General features: G+C 71.9%; 17 protein-coding genes. 4 read left to right on the plus strand and 13 right to left on the minus strand.

Translation table 11 applies throughout. The features are described from left to right. Positions 1-102: 102 nt before the first annotated feature. From metH to BM419_RS20305, 4 genes are all read right to left on the minus strand, one after another. Positions 103-3855, minus strand: coding sequence for a methionine synthase (metH, locus tag BM419_RS20290; RefSeq protein ID WP_091927524.1), 3753 nt, complete (start codon positions 3853-3855; stop codon positions 103-105). Between the two features lie 165 nt (positions 3856-4020). Further along, a complete protein-coding gene (locus BM419_RS20295; protein WP_091927525.1) occupies positions 4021-4272 on the minus strand; it encodes a hypothetical protein in 252 nt (83 codons plus the stop codon). A gap of 42 nt (positions 4273-4314) precedes the next feature. Beyond that, positions 4315-5235, minus strand: coding sequence for a methylenetetrahydrofolate reductase [NAD(P)H] (gene metF / locus BM419_RS20300; RefSeq protein ID WP_020095368.1), 921 nt, complete (start codon positions 5233-5235; stop codon positions 4315-4317). Positions 5236-5291: 56 nt separating this feature from the next. Beyond that, on the minus strand, positions 5292-6317 hold the full coding sequence (locus BM419_RS20305) for an ArsR/SmtB family transcription factor (protein WP_020095369.1): 1026 nt from the start codon (positions 6315-6317) through the stop codon (positions 5292-5294). A 186-nt stretch (positions 6318-6503) separates the two neighbouring features. Here BM419_RS20305 and BM419_RS20310 point away from each other — a divergent pair, with 186 nt between their 5' ends. Continuing rightward, entirely contained in the window at positions 6504-7085 is a 582-nt protein-coding gene (locus tag BM419_RS20310) for a histidine phosphatase family protein (RefSeq protein WP_091927526.1), read from the plus strand. 3 nt (positions 7086-7088) lie between these two features. Here the strand turns inward: BM419_RS20310 and BM419_RS20315 are convergent, their stop codons facing one another. The 6 genes from BM419_RS20315 to BM419_RS20340 all read right to left on the minus strand — a co-directional run bounded on the left by BM419_RS20315 (position 7089) and on the right by BM419_RS20340 (position 13660). Then, a complete protein-coding gene (locus BM419_RS20315; RefSeq protein WP_091927527.1) occupies positions 7089-7985 on the minus strand; it encodes a bestrophin family protein in 897 nt (298 codons plus the stop codon). A 123-nt stretch (positions 7986-8108) separates the two neighbouring features. Further along, a complete protein-coding gene (locus BM419_RS20320; protein WP_091927528.1) occupies positions 8109-9047 on the minus strand; it encodes an ROK family protein in 939 nt (312 codons plus the stop codon). Beyond that, entirely contained in the window at positions 9047-10420 is a 1374-nt protein-coding gene (locus BM419_RS20325) for a dicarboxylate/amino acid:cation symporter (protein ID WP_026605282.1), read from the minus strand. The genes BM419_RS20320 and BM419_RS20325 overlap by 1 nt, the downstream gene beginning before the upstream one ends. 231 nt (positions 10421-10651) lie before the next feature. Beyond that, a complete protein-coding gene (locus BM419_RS20330; protein WP_091927529.1) occupies positions 10652-11641 on the minus strand; it encodes a hypothetical protein in 990 nt (329 codons plus the stop codon). A gap of 318 nt (positions 11642-11959) precedes the next feature. Next, positions 11960-12370 (minus strand): peptide-methionine (R)-S-oxide reductase MsrB, encoded by a 411-nt coding sequence (gene msrB / locus BM419_RS20335; RefSeq protein ID WP_091927530.1) that lies wholly within the window; start codon positions 12368-12370, stop codon positions 11960-11962. Between the two features lie 99 nt (positions 12371-12469). Beyond that, positions 12470-13660 carry a YihY/virulence factor BrkB family protein gene (locus BM419_RS20340; RefSeq protein ID WP_091680380.1) on the minus strand — a complete coding sequence of 397 codons (1191 nt, stop codon included), beginning with the start codon at positions 13658-13660 and terminating at the stop codon, positions 12470-12472. 113 nt (positions 13661-13773) lie between these two features. Between BM419_RS20340 and BM419_RS20345 the strand changes: the two genes are divergently transcribed. The 3 genes from BM419_RS20345 to BM419_RS20355 all read left to right on the plus strand — a co-directional run bounded on the left by BM419_RS20345 (position 13774) and on the right by BM419_RS20355 (position 15827). Next, the gene (locus BM419_RS20345) at positions 13774-14847 is read left to right on the plus strand and encodes an apurinic/apyrimidinic endonuclease family protein (RefSeq protein ID WP_091927531.1); all 1074 of its coding nucleotides are present in this window, start codon (positions 13774-13776) and stop codon (positions 14845-14847) included. Positions 14848-14893: 46 nt separating this feature from the next. Then, complete coding sequence (locus BM419_RS20350) at positions 14894-15445, plus strand: RBBP9/YdeN family alpha/beta hydrolase (protein ID WP_091927532.1); 552 nt, start codon at positions 14894-14896, stop codon at positions 15443-15445. A 154-nt stretch (positions 15446-15599) separates the two neighbouring features. Next, on the plus strand, positions 15600-15827 hold the full coding sequence (locus BM419_RS20355; protein ID WP_012319110.1) for a hypothetical protein: 228 nt from the start codon (positions 15600-15602) through the stop codon (positions 15825-15827). Between the two features lie 8 nt (positions 15828-15835). Here BM419_RS20355 and BM419_RS20360 read toward each other — a convergent pair whose 3' ends face one another. From BM419_RS20360 to BM419_RS20370, 3 genes are all read right to left on the minus strand, one after another. Beyond that, the gene (locus BM419_RS20360) at positions 15836-16864 is read right to left on the minus strand and encodes a YcjF family protein (RefSeq protein ID WP_091927533.1); all 1029 of its coding nucleotides are present in this window, start codon (positions 16862-16864) and stop codon (positions 15836-15838) included. Between the two features lie 28 nt (positions 16865-16892). Further along, positions 16893-18338, minus strand: coding sequence for a YcjX family GTP-binding protein (locus BM419_RS20365; RefSeq protein WP_091927534.1), 1446 nt, complete (start codon positions 18336-18338; stop codon positions 16893-16895). Positions 18339-18425: 87 nt separating this feature from the next. Further along, a complete protein-coding gene (locus BM419_RS20370; RefSeq protein WP_091927535.1) occupies positions 18426-19553 on the minus strand; it encodes a hypothetical protein in 1128 nt (375 codons plus the stop codon). Positions 19554-19594: the final 41 nt, after the last annotated feature.

Below are 19594 nucleotides of genomic sequence, written 5' to 3' on the forward strand. Positions count from 1 at the left end.
GCCGTCCTTGCGGAGCGAAGCAATCCAGGGGCGTCACGCCGACCGATGTCGCGATGCCCTGGGTCGCTTCGCTGCGCTCGCGATGACGGTGGTGCCCCGTCCCTACTCCGCCGCCTGCGGCATGTACCGCGCCGGATCGTAGTTCAGGATCGGGCCGAGCCAGCGCTCGACGTCGCGGACATCCATCCCCTTGCGGGCGGCGTAATCCTCGACCTGATCCCGCTCCACCTTGGCGACGCCGAAATAGTGCGCCTCCGGGTGGGCAATGTAGATCCCCGATACCGAGGAACCCGGCCACATCGCGTAGGACTCGGTGAGCTTCACGCCGATCCGGCTCTCCGCCTTCAGCAGGTCGAACACGGTGGTCTTCTCGGTGTGGTCGGGCTGGGCCGGATAGCCCGGGGCCGGGCGGATGCCGTCGTACTTCTCCAGAACGAGTTCCTCGGGCCCGTAGGCCTCGTCGGACGCGTAGCCCCAGAACTCCTTGCGCACCCGCTCGTGCATCCGCTCGGCGAAGGCCTCGGCGATGCGGTCGGCGAGCGCCTTCACGAGGATCGCCCGGTAATCGTCGTTCGCCCGCTCGAACCGCTCGGCGATCCGCACTTCCTCCAGGCCCGCCGTGACCACGAAGCCGCCGACATAGTCGGCGATGCCGGTCTCGGCCGGGGCGACGAAGTCCGACAGGCAGGTGTTCGACCGCCCGTCGCGCTTCGAGAGCTGCTGGCGCAGGCCGTGGAAGGTGGCGAGCCGCTCCGACCGGCTCTCGCCGGTGTAGAGCGCGATGTCGTCACCGACGCTGTTGGCCGGCCAGAAGCCGATCACTGCCTTCGGGTTGAACCAGCGCTCCTCAACGATCTGCTTCAGCATCGCCTGCGCGTCCTCGTAGAGGGCGCGGGCGGCCGGGCCCTGCTCGGGATCGTCCAGGATCGCCGGGAAGCGGCCCTTGAACTCGTAGGTCTGCAGGAACGGCGTCCAGTCGATGTAGGGCACGAGGTCGGCGACCTCGTAGGAGCCGTAGACCCTCGTGCCGGTGAAGGTCGGCTTGGCCGGCTTGTAGCCCGACCAGTCGATCCTGAAGGCGTTGGTCCGCGCCTTCGCGAGCGGCAGCCGCTGCTTGTCGGCCTCCGAGCGCCTGTGGGCGTCCGCCACCTTGGCGTACTCGGCCCGGACCTTCTCGATCGTCGGCCCACGAGTCTCCTTCGAGATCAGGCTCGACACCACGCCGACCGCGCGGCTCGCGTCGGTGACGTAGACCGCCTGCCCCTTGGCGTAGGCTGGGTGGATCTTCACCGCCGTGTGGACGCGGCTGGTGGTGGCGCCGCCGATCAGCAGCGGCACGTCGAGGCCCTCGCGCTCCATCTCGCCGGCCACGTGGACCATCTCGTCCAGCGACGGGGTGATCAGGCCCGACAGGCCGACGATGTCGACCTTCTCGGTCTTGGCGGTCTCCAGGATCTTGGCGGCCGGCACCATCACCCCGAGATCGATGATCTCGTAGTTGTTGCAGGCCAGCACGACGCCGACGATGTTCTTGCCGATGTCGTGGACGTCGCCCTTCACGGTCGCCATCAGCACCTTGCCGGCGGCCTGGCGCTTGCCGTCGCCGCCGTTGGCGCGCTTCTCCTCCTCCATGAACGGCTCGAGATAGGCGACCGCCTGCTTCATCACGCGGGCCGACTTCACCACCTGCGGCAGGAACATCTTGCCGGAGCCGAACAGGTCGCCGACCACGTTCATGCCGGCCATCAGCGGGCCCTCGATGACGTGGAGCGGGCGCTCGGCTGAGGCCCGCGCCTCCTCGGTGTCGGCCACGATGTACTCGGTGATGCCGTTGACCAGCGCGTGCTCGATCCGCTTCCCGACCGGAGCCTCGCGCCAGGTCAGGTCGGCGGTCTTGGCCTGGGCCGATGCGCCGGTCTTGAAGCGCTCGGCGGCCTCCAGCAGGCGCTCGGTCGAATCCTCGCGGCGGTTGAGGACGACGTCCTCGCAGAGCTCGCGCAGCTCCGCCGGGATCTCGTCGTAGACGGCGAGCTGGCCGGCATTGACGATGCCCATGTCCATGCCGGCCTTGATGCAGTGGAACAGGAACACCGCGTGCATGGCCTCGCGCACCGGCTCGTTGCCGCGGAAGGCGAAGCTGAGGTTCGAGACGCCGCCCGAGATGTGGGCGTGCGGCAGGGTCTCGCGGATCGTGCGGGTCGCCTCGATGAAGGCCACGCCGTACGGGTTGTGTTCCTCGATACCCGTGGCGACGGCAAAGATGTTCGGATCGAAGATGATGTCCTCGGGCGGGAAGCCGACCTGCTCGGTCAGGATCCGGTAGGCCTTGGTGCAGATCTCGACCTTGCGTTCGTAGGAATCCGCCTGCCCCTGCTCGTCGAAGGCCATCACCACCACGGCGGCCCCGTAGGAGCGGCAGATCTTGGCGGCTTCGATGAACTTCTCCTCGCCCTCCTTCATGGAGATCGAGTTCACGATCGGCTTGCCCTGGATGCACTTGAGGCCGGCCTCGATCACCTCGAACTTCGAGGAATCGACCATCACGGGCACCCGGGCGATGTCGGGCTCGGCGGCGACGAGGTTCAGGAACTCGACCATCGCCTTCTGCGAGTCGAGCAGGCCCTCGTCCATGTTGACGTCGATCACCTGGGCGCCGGCCGCCACCTGATCGCGGGCGACGTCCAGCGCCGCCGCGTAGTCGCCGTTGGTGATGAGCTTGCGGAACTTGGCCGAGCCGGTGACGTTCGTGCGCTCGCCCACGTTCACGAACGGGATTTCCGGCGTGAGCACGAAGGGCTCGAGGCCCGACAGACGCATCAGGCGCGGCACCTCGGGGATCGGCCGCGGCGCCTTGCCGGCGACGGCCTCCGCGATGGCGCGGATATGGTCCGGGGTGGTGCCGCAGCAGCCGCCGACCATGTTGACGAGGCCGGATTCGGCGAACTCGCCGACCAGCTTGCCCATGGCCTCCGGGCTCTCGTCGTAGAGGCCGAACTCGTTCGGCAAGCCGGCATTCGGATAGGCGCAGACCAGCGTGTCGCAGATCCGCGACAGCTCGGCGATGTGGCCGCGCATCTCGCGGGCGCCGAGCGCGCAGTTGAGGCCGAAGGTCAGCGGCTCGGAATGGCGCAGGGAGTGCCAGAAGGCCGCCGGGGTCTGGCCCGACAGGGTGCGGCCCGAGAGATCCGTGATCGTGCCGGAGATCTGGATCGGCAGGCGGATGCCGGTCTCGTCGAAGACCTGCCACGCCGCCGCGACCGCAGCCTTGGCGTTGAGCGTGTCGAAGATGGTCTCGATCAGGATCAGCTCGGCGCCGCCGTCGATCAGGCCGCGGACCTGCTCCACGTAGGCCTGCTTCACCTGGTCGAAGGTCACGGCCCGGAAGCCCGGGTTGTTCACGTCCGGCGAGATCGACAGGGTGCGGTTCGTCGGGCCGATGGCGCCGGCCACGAAGCGGCGGCGGCCGTCCTTCTCCTCGGCGAGCTTGGCGGCCTCGCGGGCGAGCCGCGCTCCTTGAGCGTTCAGCTCGTGGATGATCGACTCCATGCCGTAATCGGCCTGGGCGATGGTGGTGCCCGAGAAGGTGTTGGTCTCGCAGACGTCGGCGCCGGCCAGGAAGTAGTCGAGGTGGATCTGCCGGATCGCGTCGGGCTGGGTCAGGATCAGGAGGTCGTTGTTGCCCTTCTGATCGTGCCCGTGATCCCTGAACCGGTCGCCGCGAAAGTCCTCTTCCGAGAACTTCAGGCGCTGGATGACGGTGCCCATCGCCCCGTCGAGGACGAGGATCTTCTCCGCGGCGCGGTGGCGCAAGGCCTTCGCGATCTCGGTGCCGTCGACGGGGGCAAAATCGGTCATCGTGCGTCCTGTCAGATCACCTCGTCCTGAGGTGCCGGAGCGAAGCGGAGGCCTTGGAGGCCTCCAGATATCTCGGTGTTCCCTGGAGCCTTCCTTCGGGGCCGCTCGCGCGGCCCCTCAGGATGAGGTGGAGGGTGGGCTCGATCGGTGTTTTGGGTCGTGCGGTCAGCCCGCCTTTTCCAGGGCGGCAAGCCGCTTCTCGATCGCTTCGAGCCGCTCCTCGACCTCCGCGGCGGCGTAGCGGCCGAGGACCGATTCGCCGTTCACGGCTTCACGCAAATTGTCGAAGCGGCGCTCGAGCCTATCGAAGCGCACACCGTCTACTTCCAGCTTGCGGTCGATGCGCTCGAAACCTGCTTTCATCTCCGCTCTCATCTCCCGGAGGAGCGGAACGATCAAATCCTGCGGCTCAGCCATGGCGGTGCCCCCTGCTGCGCCCGAACCGGGCGCCGCCTGAATTTAAGCCGCGGCCTTCGCGGCCGCCAGCTTCGGCGCCTGGGCGCGCAGGCCGAGCAGGTGGCAGATCGCGTAGACCAAGTCGGAGCGGTTCATCGAGTAGAAGTGGAAGTCGTTGACGCCCTCGTCCACGAGGTCGAGCACCTGCTCGGCCGCCACCGCGCCGGCCACGAGCCGGCGGGTCTCGACGTCGTCCTCCAGCCCCTCGAACCGGGCGGCCAGCCAGTAGGGCACCGAGGCGCCGGTGCGGCGGGCGAAGTTCGCCGCCTGCTTGAAGTTCTGCACCGGCAGGATGCCTGGGATGATCGGGATCGTGATCCCGGCGGCCCGGACCTTGTCCAGGTAGCGCAGGTAGATCTCGTTCTCGAAGAAGAACTGGGTGATCGCCTGGTCGGCCCCGGCATCGACCTTGGCCTTCAGGGCGTCGATGTCGGCGTCGAGGGAGGCCGCCTCGGGGTGCTTCTCGGGATAGGCCGAGACCGAGACCTTGAAGTCGCCGATCCGCTTGATCCCCTTCACCAGCTCTGCGGTCGAGGCGTAGCCCTCCGGGTGCGGCCGGTAGGCGTGGCCGACACCCTCGGCCGGGTCGCCGCGCAGCGCCACGATGTGGCGCACGCCCGCGTCCCAGTAGGACTGGACCACCGCGTCGATCTCGTCGCGGGAGGCGTCCACGCAGGTGAGGTGGGCGGCGGGCTTGAGGCCGGTCTCGCGGACCATGCGGGCGACCGTGTTGTGGGTGCGCTCGCGGGTGGAGCCGCCGGCGCCGTAGGTCACCGAGACGAAGCTCGGCTGCAGCGGCGCGAGGCGCTCGATGGAGTTCCAGAGGATCTTCTCCATCTCGTCGGTCTTCGGGGGGAAGAACTCGATCGAGACGCGGATCGGGTGGTAGCCGTCGCGGCTGGCGCGGTGGGTGGAGCGGCGCATCGGGGTCTCGTCCTCTATGTCGGTCGGTTCAGACGAAGTCTGCGGAGGTCAGTGTCTCAGGCGACGGCGCGCTGAGGCTGTTCTGTGTCGGTGTCGGCCAGCCCGTCCTGAGCCAGTCCGTCCTGGGCCAGCCAGAGGGTGACGGTGAGCTGGCCCGACTCGCGCGGCGTCAGATCGCGGGTGGCGACCGTCGCGAGGCCGGCCTCGGCGAGCCAGCCGGAGACCTGCTCGGCGGAGAAGCCGAGGCGCCGATGGGCCTGCCCGGTGCGGAGGAATTCCAGCTCGTGCGGCGCGAAGTCCACCACCAGCAGGCGGCCGCCCGGCGCCACGAGCCGCGCGGCCCCGCGGAGCGCCCGGGCCGGGTCGTCGAGATAGTGCAGCACCTGATGGACCACGACGAGGTCGAAGCTCGCCCGCGCGAAGGGCGGCGCGTGGATGTCGCCCTGCCGCAGGTCCACTCTTGCCAAGCCCTGGCGCTCCAGGTTGGCCCGGGCGACGGACAGCATGGCGTGGCTCGAATCGAGCCCGGTGGCGCGGCCGGCCCGGGGCGCCAGCAGGCCGAGCATCCGGCCGGTGCCGGTGCCGAGATCGATCAGGCTGCCGATCGGGCGGTCGCCCAGGGCGTCGAGCACCGCGGCCTCCACGATCGCCTCGGGCACGTGCAGCGAGCGCAGCTCGTCCCATTTGGGGGCCAGCCGGGCGAAGAAGGTCGTGGCGGCATCCGCCCGCTGCGCCCGGACGGCGTCGAGGCGCGCGCGGTCCTCCGACAAGGGCGGCGCGGTCCGGTCGAGACCGGACAGAAGCGGGTCCGCCAGGCCGGCGCGGGCGTCGGACAGCCGGAAGAACGCCCAGGCCCCCTCGCGGTGGCGCTCGACCAGCCCGGCCTCCACCAAGAGCTTGAGGTGGCGGGAGATCCGCGGCTGCGACTGACCCAGGATGTCGGTGAGGTCGGACACCGACAGTTCCCCCTCGACGAGCAGCGCCAGGATGCGCAGGCGCGTCTCCTCCGCGGCGGCACGCAGGACGCCCAGGGCTTCCGGAAAGGGGATCGACCCCGCTTCTTGCCTGCGTTCGATAGACATAAAGATATGTTTATGTCCGTTTTCTTGCGGGCGCAAGCACGATCTTGATCGGGTCCAAGACGGCGCGTGACGGCTCCCGACGGCATTGCCGAACCGATGAGACCGAAGCGCGGCGGCGGCGTTGATGGCAGGGTCGATGACTGGATCGATGACAGGGCCGCGGACCGCGTGCCCGGGGAGGCACGCATGGCCGAGAGCCCGTTCCCGCAGATCACGCTGGTCCGCCACGGCGAGACCGCCTGGAGCCGGTCCGGTCAGCATACCGGGCGCAGCGACATCCCCCTGACGCCGGAGGGTGAGGACGCGGCGCGCGCCCTCGCACCGCGCCTGGCGCGCCGCGCCTACGCGGAGGTGTGGTCGAGCCCGTCGGGCCGGGCGGCCACGACCTGCGCGCTGGCGGGCTTCGGCGACCGCCGCGCGACCGACCCGGATCTCGCCGAGTGGGATTACGGCGCCTACGAGGGCCGGACCACGAAGGCGATCCTGGCCGAGCGGCCGGACTGGCGGCTGTTCCGCGACGGCTGCCCCGGCGGCGAGACGGCGGCGGATGTCGGTGCCCGGGCGGACCGGGTCATCGCCCGGGCCCGCGCCCGCGACGCCGACCTCATCGTCTTCTCCAGCGCACATTTTCTGCGGGTGCTGGCCGCGCGCTGGATCGGCCTGGAGCCGCGGTGCGGCGCGCTCCTCGTCCTCGGCACCGCGAGCGTCTCGGTGCTCGGCTACGAGCACGACCGCACCGAGCCGGTGCTGCGCGCCTGGAACGGGTAGGCGCTAGCGCAGCCAGTACCCGTCGGGCGCCAACGCCTGGGGCATCGGCTCGCCGAGGGCGTGGTGGACGATGCGGTCCACGGCGCGGACCATGGCGTCGAGGGGCAGGTCATTGGGCTCGGTGCCGAACGGCTCCTCGAGCTCGTCCCCAAGAGCGTCCAGGCCGAAGAACGTGTAGGCCACGAGCGCCACCACGACCGGGGTCGCCCAGCCGAGCGAGCCGGTGAGGCCCACCGGCAGGAGCAGGCAGTAGAGCCACGCCGTCCGGTACACGAGCAACGTGTAGGCGAAGGGCAGCGGCGTGTTGGCGAGCCGCTCGCAGGCGGTGTGCACGCCCGACAGCGCCTCGATCCGGGCCTCGAGGATGCCGAACTGGATGTCGCTGAGCCGGCCCGCGCGCGTCAGCGCGGCGAGGTCTCGGGTGATGGCGGCCAGGACCGAGTCGGTGGGGTTCGGGCCGGACAGGTCCGATCCGGGGCTCGTCCGGTCGACGGCGGCGGCCTCGTCCAGGTCGCGCAGCCGGGCGTGGAGGCCGTGCGCGAAGGCCGACAGGCGCCGGAGCTGGAGCGCGGCCTCCCGCTCGGGCAGCAGGGCCGGGAGGGCGCGGGCGAGGTTGCGCACCTCGCCGATCAGGTTGCCCCAGTGCTTCCGGGCCTCCCACCAGCGCTCGTAGCAGGCGTTGTTGCGAAAGCTCAGGAAGATCGAGAGGGCGAGGCCGACCACGGTGAACGGCGTCACCCCCGCGCTGACCGGGAACAGCGCGGGCCACCGCGATTCCGCCCACACCACCGCGCACGAGACCGCGACGATCCCCGCGAGCTTGGGCGCCACCCGCGGCACGATCGAGCCGCGCAGGGTGAACAGCAGGGTCAGCAGGTTGGGCCGGGTGCGGACGATCATCGGGGCTTCGGCGGTGCGGTGCTGCCGTCCTGCCCTGCCCCCTCCGGTCCCGCAACCGACGTCTCTGTGAGCTCGGCAGTTCGATCGACCAAGGCCGGGCCGCGGACCGGCCGCGGACGGGTCTCAGACGGTCTCCGCCTCCCACAGCCACGCCGCCCCGCGCACGCCCGACGCGTCGCCGTGCAGGCTCGCTCGCACGGGCGTGTCGAAGGCGTCGGAGAAGACGTGGGGGGCGATCGCCGCCGGCAGGCCCGCGATCAGCTCCGGGATGCGGGACAGGCCGCCGCCGATCACGATCACGTCCGGGTCGAGGAGGTTCACCACCTGGGCGGCCGCGCGCCCGAGCCGCTCGAGGTGGACGGCGAGCGTCTCCCGCGCGGCCGAACTCCCGGCCCGGGCCTCGGCGACGACCGCCTCGGCGGTGAGGTTGCCGCCGTGCCGCCGCGCGTGGTCGGCGGCCAGCCCGGGGCCGGACAGCCAGGTCTCGACGCAGCCCCGGCGGCCGCAATAGCAGGCTGCGCCCGGCCGCTCGTCGTCGCGGGGCGCCGGCAGGGGGCCGTGGCCCCACTCGCCCGCGATGCCGTTGCGGCCCGTGAGCACCCGTCCGTCGAGGGCGATGCCGGACCCGACGCCGGTGCCCAGGATCACCGCCCAGACCACGCGGGCCCCGGCGCCGGCGCCGTCGATCGCCTCCGACACCGCCAGACAGTTGGCGTCGTTCTCGATCCGGAGCGGGCGCTCAAGGCGCGCGCCGAGATCGGCCGCGAACGGGTGTCCGTTGAGCCAGTGCGAGTTGGCGTTGCGCACGAGGCCCGTCGCCGGGGACAGGCTCCCGGGCATGCCGATGCCGACGCTGCAGGGCGCGCCGGCCTCGGCCTCGAGGCGCAGGACGAGGTCGGCCACGGCCTCGACGGTGGCCCGGTAGGCGCCCCGCGGGGCGGGCATCCGCGCCTCGGCCAGGGTCGACCCGTCCCGGCCGAGCACGATCCCGGCGATCTTGGTGCCGCCGAGATCGATCCCGAGACGCGGGCGACCCGCGTTCTCCGCCGTCGGCGATCCCATCACTCGGCGGCGGCGACCTTGCTGTCGGTGCCCATCGGCTGCGGCGACTCGTCGGCGATGTGGGTGCCGATGGCGACCGGGTGGGCCATCACCTCGTTGAGCTTGGCGACGTCGAGCTCGCCTTCCCAGCGGCTAACCACCACGCAGGCGACGCCGTTGCCCACGAGGTTGGTGAGCGCGCGGCACTCGGACATGAACTTGTCGATGCCGAGGACCAGGGTCATGGCGGCGACCGGCACCGGGCTGTTGGGGATCGCCGAGAGCGTCGCCGCCAGGGTGATGAAGCCGGCACCCGTGACGCCCGATGCGCCCTTCGAGGTCAGCATCGCCACCAGGATGATGGTCGCGTACTGGCTGATCGACAGGTCCACGCCCACGGCCTGCGCCAGGAACAGCGTCGCCAGCGTCATGTAGATGTTGGTGCCGTCGAGGTTGAACGAGTAGCCGGTCGGGACCACGAGGCCGACGACCGAGTCCGAGGCGCCGAGGCGGCGCATCTTGGTCATGAGCTGCGGCAGCACCGTCTCGGAGGACGACGTGCCGACCACGATCAGCAGCTCGTCCTTGATGTAGGCGAGGAAGCGCAGGATCGAGAAGCCCGCGACCCGGGCGATCGTCCCGAGCACCACGAGCACGAACAGGATCGCCGTGATGTAGAAGGTGCCGACCAGCCACGCGAGGTCGTAGACCTTCTGGATGCCGTACTCGCCGATCGTGAACGCCATGGCGCCGAAGGCGCCGACGGGGGCGAGCTTCACGACGATGCCGATGATCCGGAAGAAGATCTGGCCGGCGGTGTCGATCGCGTGGTTCACCGAGGCCGCGCGCTCGCCGAGATTCGTCACAACGACGCCGGTGAGGATCGAGATCAGCAGCACCTGCAGCAGGTCGCCGGTGGCGAAGGGGTCGAGGAAGCTCTTCGGGATGATCGCCAGGATGTGGGCGACGGTGGAATCGGCGGCCGCCTTGCTGGCGTAGGTCGCGACCTTGCTGGCGTCGAGCTTCGACGGATCGGCGTTGAAGCCGGCGCCGGGCCGGATCACCTCGCCGACGATGACGCCGATCAGCAGCGCGATGGTGGACACCACCTCGAAGTAGACCAGCGCCTTCAGGCCGACGCGGCCGACCTTCTTCAGGTCGCCGATCGACGCGATGCCGTGGACGATCGTGCAGAAGATGATCGGCGCGATCATCATCTTGATCAGGCCGATGAAGGCGTCGCCGAGCCACTTCATCGACTTGCCGGTGGCCGGGTCGTACCAGCCGAGCAGCACGCCGAGCGCGATGGCGATCAGCACCTGGATGTAGAGCACCTTGTACCAGGGCTCGCGGGGCGCTGCGGCGGGAGCCGTCGCCTGGATTGCCTGTGCCATGTCCATCCCGTGCGACGACCGCGCACCCTCCCGATTTGCCGGCACGCTAGCGACTATCACCCGGCGCCTCAACGGCTGCACGCTTATCCGCCCGGAACCATCCGTGACAAAAACCTGTCATTCCCGGACGAAGATCTCTCGTATCCGAGAGCCGCGGACCCGCGAAAACAGACGGGCCGCAGCGCGATCTGCGCTGCGGCCCGGTCGTGCCTCGCGTCGTTGCGACGCGGGTCAGGTCTGCTGCTGGGTCCGGCGGGGGCGGACGGTCCAGCGCTCGAACATCGAGGCGGGATCCTCGCTCTTCCCGTCCTTGTTCTCGGCGGCGGGATCGGGCTGCTGGTGGATCGCCGCGCCGAGGGCCTGCGACAGGCTCTCGATGACGTCGTCGATGCGGGCATCCCCGTGCAGGGCGTCGCCGCTACCGGATTGCGGGGCGGGCGTCTCGGCGGCCGGCGCGGCGTGTGCGGCCGCTTCCGGCGCGGGCTCCGGCTGCGGCTCGGGCTCGGGGTGATGCTCCGGGGCCGGCTCGGGCGGGCGCGGGGCGGCCGCGGCGGGCTCGGGAGCCGGCGGCGGGGCGGCGACGACCGGCGCGGCGGCGGCCAGCGCCGCGGGAGCCGCGGCCCGGCGCATAGCACCCATCGCACCCTCGTCGGACTCGGTGCTCCGACTGCTGCTGCTACCGTAACGGCCGAAGCCGAAGCGCGGCTCGATCAGGTCCAGCACCGCGTCCAGCGCGGCGTTGCTCAGCGCCACCTCCTCGGCCGCCGGCACGCCCTGGATGGCCAGGGCCGCCCGCTCGAAGTCCGGCTCGCTGCTGACCTCGCGGCCGAACCAGCTCGGGGCGTGGAAGCCGGCGGCCTCGCCGTCATCGTCGAAGGTGACGCTGATCAGGTCCAGGCTGCCGGGGGTGACGTAGCGGTCGATGGCAATCTCGCGCCCGCCGGCATTCAGCGTGGTGCGGTCGTAGGCGGCCTTGCCGGGGCACACGTCCAGCAGGGCGTCGCCGTGGGCGCGCGGGACGTCGGTGCGCTCCTCGACCGGGACGCCGTCCGGCCCCTTGTTCACCAGGACCAACTGGCAGACCTGGCCGTCGACGCGCACGTAGGAGGCCCGGCCGCCCTGGGGCGCGAAGTGACCCTCGGTGATGCGGGCGCCACCCCGCTCCTTGCGGATCAGGCGGACCAGGGATGGTGCGACCAGAAATCGGCGAACGGTGCTCATGAACTCAAAACCCCTCCCGCTTGGTCGGCGGCGCGCCGATCCGGCGGACAGCCCTCAGCGCCGCCGGGTCGCACGGAAGGGGGCACGTGGAGCCGGCCCGCACGGCGTATAAGCTGACTGCCACGCCGTATTCGCCAGAGCCTGACCACTTCCGTCGCCAATCACCGGACAGCGACATCCTGAGACTATAGAGCGCTAAGCAAAAACGCGACGAAATCAAGACCGGATCCGGCCGAGGATCCGGCCCCGGCGGTCCCTGTCCCCGATATCCCGGCTTTCGCGCCGCGTTTCCGAACCCAGGTTAGCGGCCCCCGCGATTCATTCAGCCGGCTCGAAATTCATCGCCGCGCCGTTCATGCAGTAGCGCAGGCCGGTCGGCGCCGGGCCGTCGTCGAAGACGTGGCCCAGATGGCCCTTGCAGCGGGCGCAGTGCACTTCGGTGCGGACCATCCAGTGGCTGCGGTCCACCGTGGTCTCGACGGCGCCGTCGAGGGGCTCGAAGAAGCTCGGCCAGCCCGTTCCGGACTCGAACTTGGTGCCCTGCTCGAACAGCGGCTGACCGCAGCCGGCGCAGGTGAAAGTCCCGGCCCGCTTCTCGGCGAGCAGACAGCTCGTGCCGGCCCGCTCCGTGCCGTGCTCGCGCAGGACCCGGTACTGCTCCGGTGTCAGCGCCGAGCGCCACTCGGAATCGCTGCGGGTCTCCGGGCTGGTGGTCGGCGTGTCGGCCATGACGATCTCCCTTCTCGCCACGCTATATAGGGATCGCGCGCCCTATCCGGCAGTCCCGGAGGATGCCGCAGGGCGTCTCCGGGATCGGAGACGCGGCGCTCAGGCGGCGGCGCCGACGGTGTCGGCCATCCGCGCCCGGCGCGCGCCCATCGGCAGCGGCGCGCCCGTTGTGGTGTCGCGGGCGGTCTGGTGCTCCAGCTCCGCGTTGATCTCGCCTCCGAGCAGCACGATCGTCGAGGAGATCCAGATCCACGTCATGAAGCCGATCACGGCGCCGAGCGACCCGTAGGTCTCGTTGTAGGTGCCGAAATTGGCGACGTACCAAGAGAACAGGAGCGAGGCGGCGAGCCAGAGCAGGCCCGCGACGACGCTGCCGAACCCGACCCAGCGCCAGCGGGCGTGCTCCCGGCTCGGCCCGAACCGGTAGAGCACCGACAGGCCGCCGAGCAGGACGATCAGGATCGCCGGCCAGCGCAGGGCCGCGAGCAGCCACGCGGTCGAGCCGAGGCCCAGGAAGTTCAACATCACCGGCACGACGACGATCACGTTGAGCGCGACGATGATGAACAGCAGGGCGCCGACCGTGAAAGTGAGCGAGCGGAGGTTGAGCCAGAAGAAGTTCCGCTTCTCCTCCTCCTCGTAGACCACGTTCAGCGCGTCGAACATCGCCTTCATGGCCGCGTTGGCGCTCCAGATCGACAGGAGCAGGCTGGAGAAGAACGTGATGCTGAGGGAGCCGCTGCCCTTGGCGGCGATGCGCTTGACCTGGTCGCCGATGAGCTCGACCGCGCCGGACGGAAGGACCGCGTGCAGCTGGGCGAGGTGATCGTTGATGACGGTCACGTCGGCGAAGAGGCCGTAGCAGGAGACCAGCGCGGCGATTGCGGGGAACAGCGACAGCAGCGTGTAGAACGTCACCCCGGCGGCGACCGCCAGGACCCGGTCCTTGTTGAACTCCAGGTAGACCCGGACGACGATGTCCTTCCAGCCGGACCGCGTCATCTCGACGGGGCTGTCGGCGGCGCGGCCGCGCTCCGGCTGGGTCGCGGCGGTGAGCTGCGCGGCGCGCCCCGAGATCGAGCGCGCCCCCGCGGCGACGCCCTTCCGCAGGCCCCGATCGTCGCAGGAAGGATCGCGGTCGAGCGGCGGCTCGTCGGCGGGGAGAGCCGCCGGCACGCGGCGCCGCGCCGGCGCCGCCGCGAGGGCGACCAGCGCCGAACCGAGCATCAGGATCCAGAGGATCGAGCCGCCCTCCGAGGGGCCGGTCGAACGCGACGGTGACGGGGGCATGGATCGGGGCCAGTGCGCGGAACTGCCGCGCTCGGGACTCCCAACGTCGTCGTGCCGCGGCCGTTCCGCGCGTCGCGCGGGGACGCCGCGGCCCTCCGCGCGTTGTGCTCGTTATGCGCGATCAGCCCCGACTCGGATTCTGCTGCAAGTTCGTCCTGGACGAGCCGCCCGGCACCCATGCCACCCTCAAGGCGGAGCGGGAGGCCACGCTGCACATGAACCTCACCAGCGTGACCATGGCCCATCTCACGAAGCTGGAGCCGGCCGCCCGGCGGGTGAAGCTCACCGGGCTCGTCGCCCACAACCTCGACGCCCTCGCCCGCCAGATCGCCTGGGTCGGGGCCCGGCCGCCGCTGGAGCGTCTCCTGCGCATGGCGAGCAACGTCCTTCCGGGCTACACCCACCCGATCGCGCAGCCGCTCTACGCCGAGCCCGAGATGGCGGCGCTGGTCGAGCGCGGCCTCGCCGAGGCCGGCGCGCTGGCCCGCCGGCTCGGGGTGCGCCTGAGCTTCCACCCGGGACCGTTCTGCCTGCTGGCGAGCCGCAACCCGGCGGCGATCGCCAACGGCCTGTCCGAGCTCGACTACCACGCCGAGATCTTCGACCGGATGGGCTACGGCGGCGGCTGGCACCCGCACGGCGCCCATATCAACATCCATGTCGGCGCGGGCGACCCGGGGGTCGAGGGCTTCCGCGAGACCCTGCCCCGGGCGAGCCGGGTGGCGCGCGACCTCGTGACGGTCGAGAACGACGAGAACGTGTTCGGCCTCGACGCGGTGCTGCGGCTCGCCGACCTCGTGCCCGTGGTGCTCGACCTGCACCACCACTGGGTCGAGAGCGGCGGGGAGTATCTCGAGCCGGACGATGCCCGGATCGCCCGGGTGCAGGAATCCTGGCGCGGCGTCCGGCCCGTGGCCCATATCAGCGTATCGCGCGAGGCGGTCTCCTCCGCCTGCGATCCGGACGCCCTGCCCGACTTCCCGGCCCTGCGCGCGGCCGGCCACGCGGTCCGGGACCTCGCGGCCCATTCCGACATGATGTGGAACCGGGCGGTGAACGACCTCGTCGCCCGGCACCTCGCCTGGGCGGATTTCGAGATCGAGGCCAAGGCGAAGAACCGCGCCTCCGTGCAGATCGCCCGACACATCCTGGCCCTCGAGGGAGCGGCGCCGATCGCGGCCGAATGACGGGACGGTCTCGACGCGTCCGTCGGTCCGCACTAGGCATCCCGGTATGAAGACCGCCGACTGCGACATCCTCATCGTCCCGGGGCTCGGGGGCTCCGAGGAGGACCATTGGCAGGCCCGCTGGGCGGGCCGCCTCGCCACCGCGCGCGTGGTCGAGCAGGACCAGTGGCACGAACCGACTCCGGAGGCGTGGTGCGGCCGCATCGCCGAGGCGGTCGCGGCGGCGACGCGGCCGGTCATCCTGATCGCCCACAGCCTCGGCGTGGTGGCGTGCGTCGAGGCGGTGCCGCGCTTCCCCGCGGGGGTGGTGCGCGGCGCCCTCCTGGTGGCGCTCCCGGACGTCGAGGAAGCGCCGGGCCTGCCCGACGCGGTCCGGGCCTTCGCGCCGGTGCCGCGCGATCCCCTGCCCTTCCCGTCCCTGCTGGTCGCCAGCCGTACCGACCCGTACTGCCGCTACGAGCGGGCGGACGACTTCGCCCATGCCTGGGGGGCGCTCACGGTCGACGCGGGCGAATCCGGTCACCTCAACGTGGCGAGCGGGCACGGCCCCTGGCCCGAGGGGCTGATGCGGCTCGCCGGGTTCCTGAAGGGGCTCTGAGCCTGCGAGCCCTGCGGCGCGCGAGGACGATCGGCGTCCTCGTGGCTCGGCGGGATGGGACCGGCACGGGTCGTATTAACGCGCTGTTTACCACCGCCCTCTTCAGTGGCGGCACGGGCGGTCCTTCGTCCCGAAGCCGCCCCTGGAGAGCACCGTGACGCGCAAAGAGCTTCTGGAACGACTCGAAGCGGTGCAGACCGCCCTCGGCCCCCGGGCCCAGAGCAACTTCAACAGCTCGCTGTTCAACGACGTGACGCTGCTCAAGCGGATCGAGGCCTTCGAGGCCAAGCTCGGCGAGCCCGAGAAGCCGAAGACCGCCGACTACACCGGCAACATGTTCTCGCGCATCGCCAACCGCCGCGCCGCCGCGGGCGCCAAGTAGCCCCGCCCCTATTTCGGCTCGGCCTCGGCCGAGCGCAGCAGCTCGCCGGCGACGTCGGCGAGCCGCGGCGGGGCTTCCCGCACGAACGGCAGCGGCCGGCAGACGTTGAGCGCCGCGAGCCCGAACCGGGCGGTCATCAGCCCGTTGAGCACGCCCTCCCCCAGCTTGGCGGAGACCCGGGCGGCGATCCCGAGCCCCAGAACCTGCTGCATCACGCTCTCGCCCACCGCCATGCCGCCGGTGACCGTGAGATGCGCGAGCGCCGCGCGCCCCAGTCGCAGGAAGCCCAGGAAGCCCGGCCGGCCGCCGTAGATCGCCGCGATCCGGCGCAGCAGTCGCACCGCCGCGAACACGACGAACGCCACGTCGACGATCGCCCGCGGGCTGAGCGCCGTCACCGCCGAGACCTGCTTGGCCGTCGTCGCGATGGCGTTGCGCGCCTGCCGGTCGAGGCCGGCCAGCAGCTCGTGCTCGGCCAAGCCGATCCGGTCGTCGACGTCGAGGATCGCGTCGGCGGCGGCGTCGATCCGGGCGCGGCCCGCCGACAGGGCGTCGCGGTCCGCGTAGAAGGTCGAGAGCGCCTGCACAACCGCCTGCGCGCCGGTGTGGTCGCGGGTGGCGAGGGCGTCCAGCGCCGAATGGCGCAGCCGCTCGATCTTGCGCTCGCGCCGAAGGCCGGCGAGTTCCCGCACCACGATCGCCAGCAGCGCCAGCGCGGCGAGGCCCAGCAGCGCGAGCGCGACCCAGCCGAGCCAGGGGGCGGCCTGGAACAGGTCGCTGATCATCCGCTCGACCGACAGGCCGACGCCCAGGGAGACGAGGCCGCCCACCGCCGAGAAGAACAGGGCGCCCCAGGGCGAGCGCCGCCGCGGCGCCACCGGCACGGCGACGCCGTCGGCGGCGTCGAGGATCTCGAAGGGTTCCTCGACGATCCTGGCCTGCGGCGGCCGGGGCCCGAGCGGCGTCGTGGTCACGCTCGGCTCGCCGACCGGCTCGGGGCTGATCCGGAAGGCGCGGGGTTTCTGGCCGGAGGTCATGGTCGCGGGCTCCGCATCGCACACATCGTCACGCCAGCCGGTCGCCGATCAGGAACTGCATCGCCCGGTCGAGCCGGATCTGCGGCAGGTGCCCCGCGCGGCCGAGCCCGTCCGGGCGCACCAGCGGCGGCCGGAAGCGCGGGAAGCGCAGCGAGCCCGGCTCGACCGCGCCCTCCAGCACCGCCTCGGCGCGGGCCGGCAGCTCGCCCGGGAAGATCGCGGCCTCGCTGTTGCCGTCGAAGACCTCGTCGCCCACCACCTCGCCGGCCTCCGGGGTGCCGGCCACCGCCCGCAGCGTCTCCGACCCGTCGTGGACGGTGGTCTCGCGGGTGGCGCGCACGGAGGCCAGCGCCACGGTGCCCACCCGGGCGCCCGCGGCCTCGGTCCGCCGCATGGCCCGCGACACGAGCAGCCGCAGCAGCGCGTCGAGCCGGTCGTGGCTCGTCTGGTGGAGATGGTCGGCCTTGGTGGCGGCGAACAGCACGCGGTCGGCCCGTGGCGCGAACAGCCGCGACAGCACCGTGTTGCGGCCGATGTTGAGGCTGAGCAGCACCGCGTCCAGCGCCTCCTCCAGCTCCGCCAGGGCGGTCGGCCCGGCATCGACCGCCGACAGGACGTCCACCAGCACGATCTGCCGGTCGACCCGCTGGAAATGGTCGCGGAAGAACGGCGTCACGACCTTGGCCTTGTAGGCCTCGAAGCGCCGCTCCATCAGCCCGGCGAGGCTGTCGGGGGCGATCGTCTCGGTGAGCCGGTCGAGGGGCGCGAAGGTCAGCGCCGGGGAACCCGCGAGGTCGCCCGGCATCAGGAACCGGCCCGGGGGCGTCGTCGCCACGGCTTCGGGGCCGGCGCGCAGGCCCGCGAGGTAGGTCTTGAAGGCGTCGCTCGCCCGCTCGGCCGCGACCTCGTCGAGGGGGCCGTTCGGGTCGAAGCCCTTCAGCGCCTCCAGCCAGGACGCCGCCACGGCGGCGCGGCCGGGCCGGCGGGTGCCGCCGATCGTGGCCCGGGACCACGCCGTGTAGCTGGTCTCGATCAGCGCGAGGTCGAGGAGCCATTCGCCCGGGTAGTCGACCACGTCGAGCATCAGGGTCGCGGGGCCGGAGCGCCAGCCGGCGGCGCGCTCGTAGGCGATCTCCAGGCGGAACTGGCTGATCCGGTCGGTGGAGCGCGGCCAGCGCCGCGCCTCGGTGAGCGTCGCGAAATGCTCCTCGAAGGGGAAGCGCGGCACGTCGTCGTCGGGCTGCGGCACCAGCTTGGCGCGGCGCAGGCGACCCTCCTGGGCGGGCGCGAAGGCCGGCAGCGCGTGGGTCTCCACGAAGTGGTGGATCAGCGCCGTGGTGAACACGGTCTTGCCCGAGCGCGCGAGCCCGGTCACGCCCAGCCGCAGGGTCGGCTGGACCAGCAGGTCGTGCGAGGCTTCGGCGAAGGCTTTGACGGCCGAGCCGGCGCGCGCGGCAAGGTCGATCAGGGGCACGGGCGGGCTCGTGGTAAGGGGAACGGGCCGGGCAGAGGTGGCGCGGGCGGGCCGGAACCGCAAGGCTTGCCGCCCGGGAAGCCGCCCCTAGGGCGGCGCGGTGCTGGCGGCGGGCGTGGGCGGCTTCAGCCGGGCGATCGCCCCGGCGACGAGGTCCGGGCCGGCCCGCAGCGTGCCGAGCTCCACCGCCGACATCGCCAGCATCACGGGCGCCAGATTGGCGCGCGGCGCGCCGTCCGGCCCGAACAGGTCGAGGTCGTCGCCGGGCTTAAGGCCGACGCTGCCGCTGATCCGGTTGGCGTAGGCCTGGATCCGGACCTCGTCGCCGGTGCAGAGCGGGGCCGGCAGACGCAGGTCGAGGACCGGCAGGCCGGCCGTGATCGCCGGCAGCAGCGCGGATTCTGCGACCATCCGGTCGGCACTCGGGACGCGACTTGGCTTCCGGTCGAGCAGCGCCGACGGGTCGGCGACGCTCCCGGCCGGGCGGCCGGTGGAGGCGGAGATGCCCGCGGCGATGTCGGGAACCGGCTGGAGCATCGCCACCCGCGGGATGGCGACCGGGCGTCGGGTCGGGCGGCCGGCCATCCGGGCGAGCGGCGACCAGGGCTGAACCCGCAGGGCCGCCCGGCCCCGCGGCGCGCCGCCGGGGCGGTGCGCGGCGAGGTAGCGCGCCCGCAGGGTCCGCCCGAGGCCGCGGGGCGCGAGGGCCGCCGAGACGACCGGCGCCGCCGCCGCCCGGCCCGGCCGCGCGGGCGCGGCACCGACGCGGCACTCGGCCGGCGCCCAGCGGCGCACGATGGCCAGCGCCGTGCGACGGCCGTAGTCGCGGTAGTAGCGCCGCAGCAGGCTCGCGGCGGCGTCGGCGCCGTCGTCGAGGGTGGCGAAGGCGGTGTGGCCCTCCCCGTCGGCGCCGATCTCGCCGGACCAGCGGGCGGACTTGATGCACCAGCCATTGTTGAGCCGCACGCAGCGGGCGACGTAGGGCGGGTCGTCGGCCAGCGAGGCGGTGATTGCCAGCGCCCGCGGCGTCAGCTGCGCGCCGGTCTGGGCGTGCCAGTTGGACACGGAGCGGGTCGCGGGGTCGAAGCGCGGGGGCCGGCTGTCCGCCGGGGCGGCGACCGTCGCGCGGGGCGGAAGGGCGCGCGCGAGGGCGTCCGCGCCGGCCTCGGCGCTCGGCACCAGGGTCGTGATCAGGATGAGCGCGTTCAGCAGCACGCGGTCGGGCCTTCGCGGCGGCGGACGGCCTGGATGCCGAC

This window comes from Methylobacterium sp. yr668, assembly GCF_900116245.1.
Classification (GTDB): Bacteria; Pseudomonadota; Alphaproteobacteria; order Rhizobiales; family Beijerinckiaceae; genus Methylobacterium.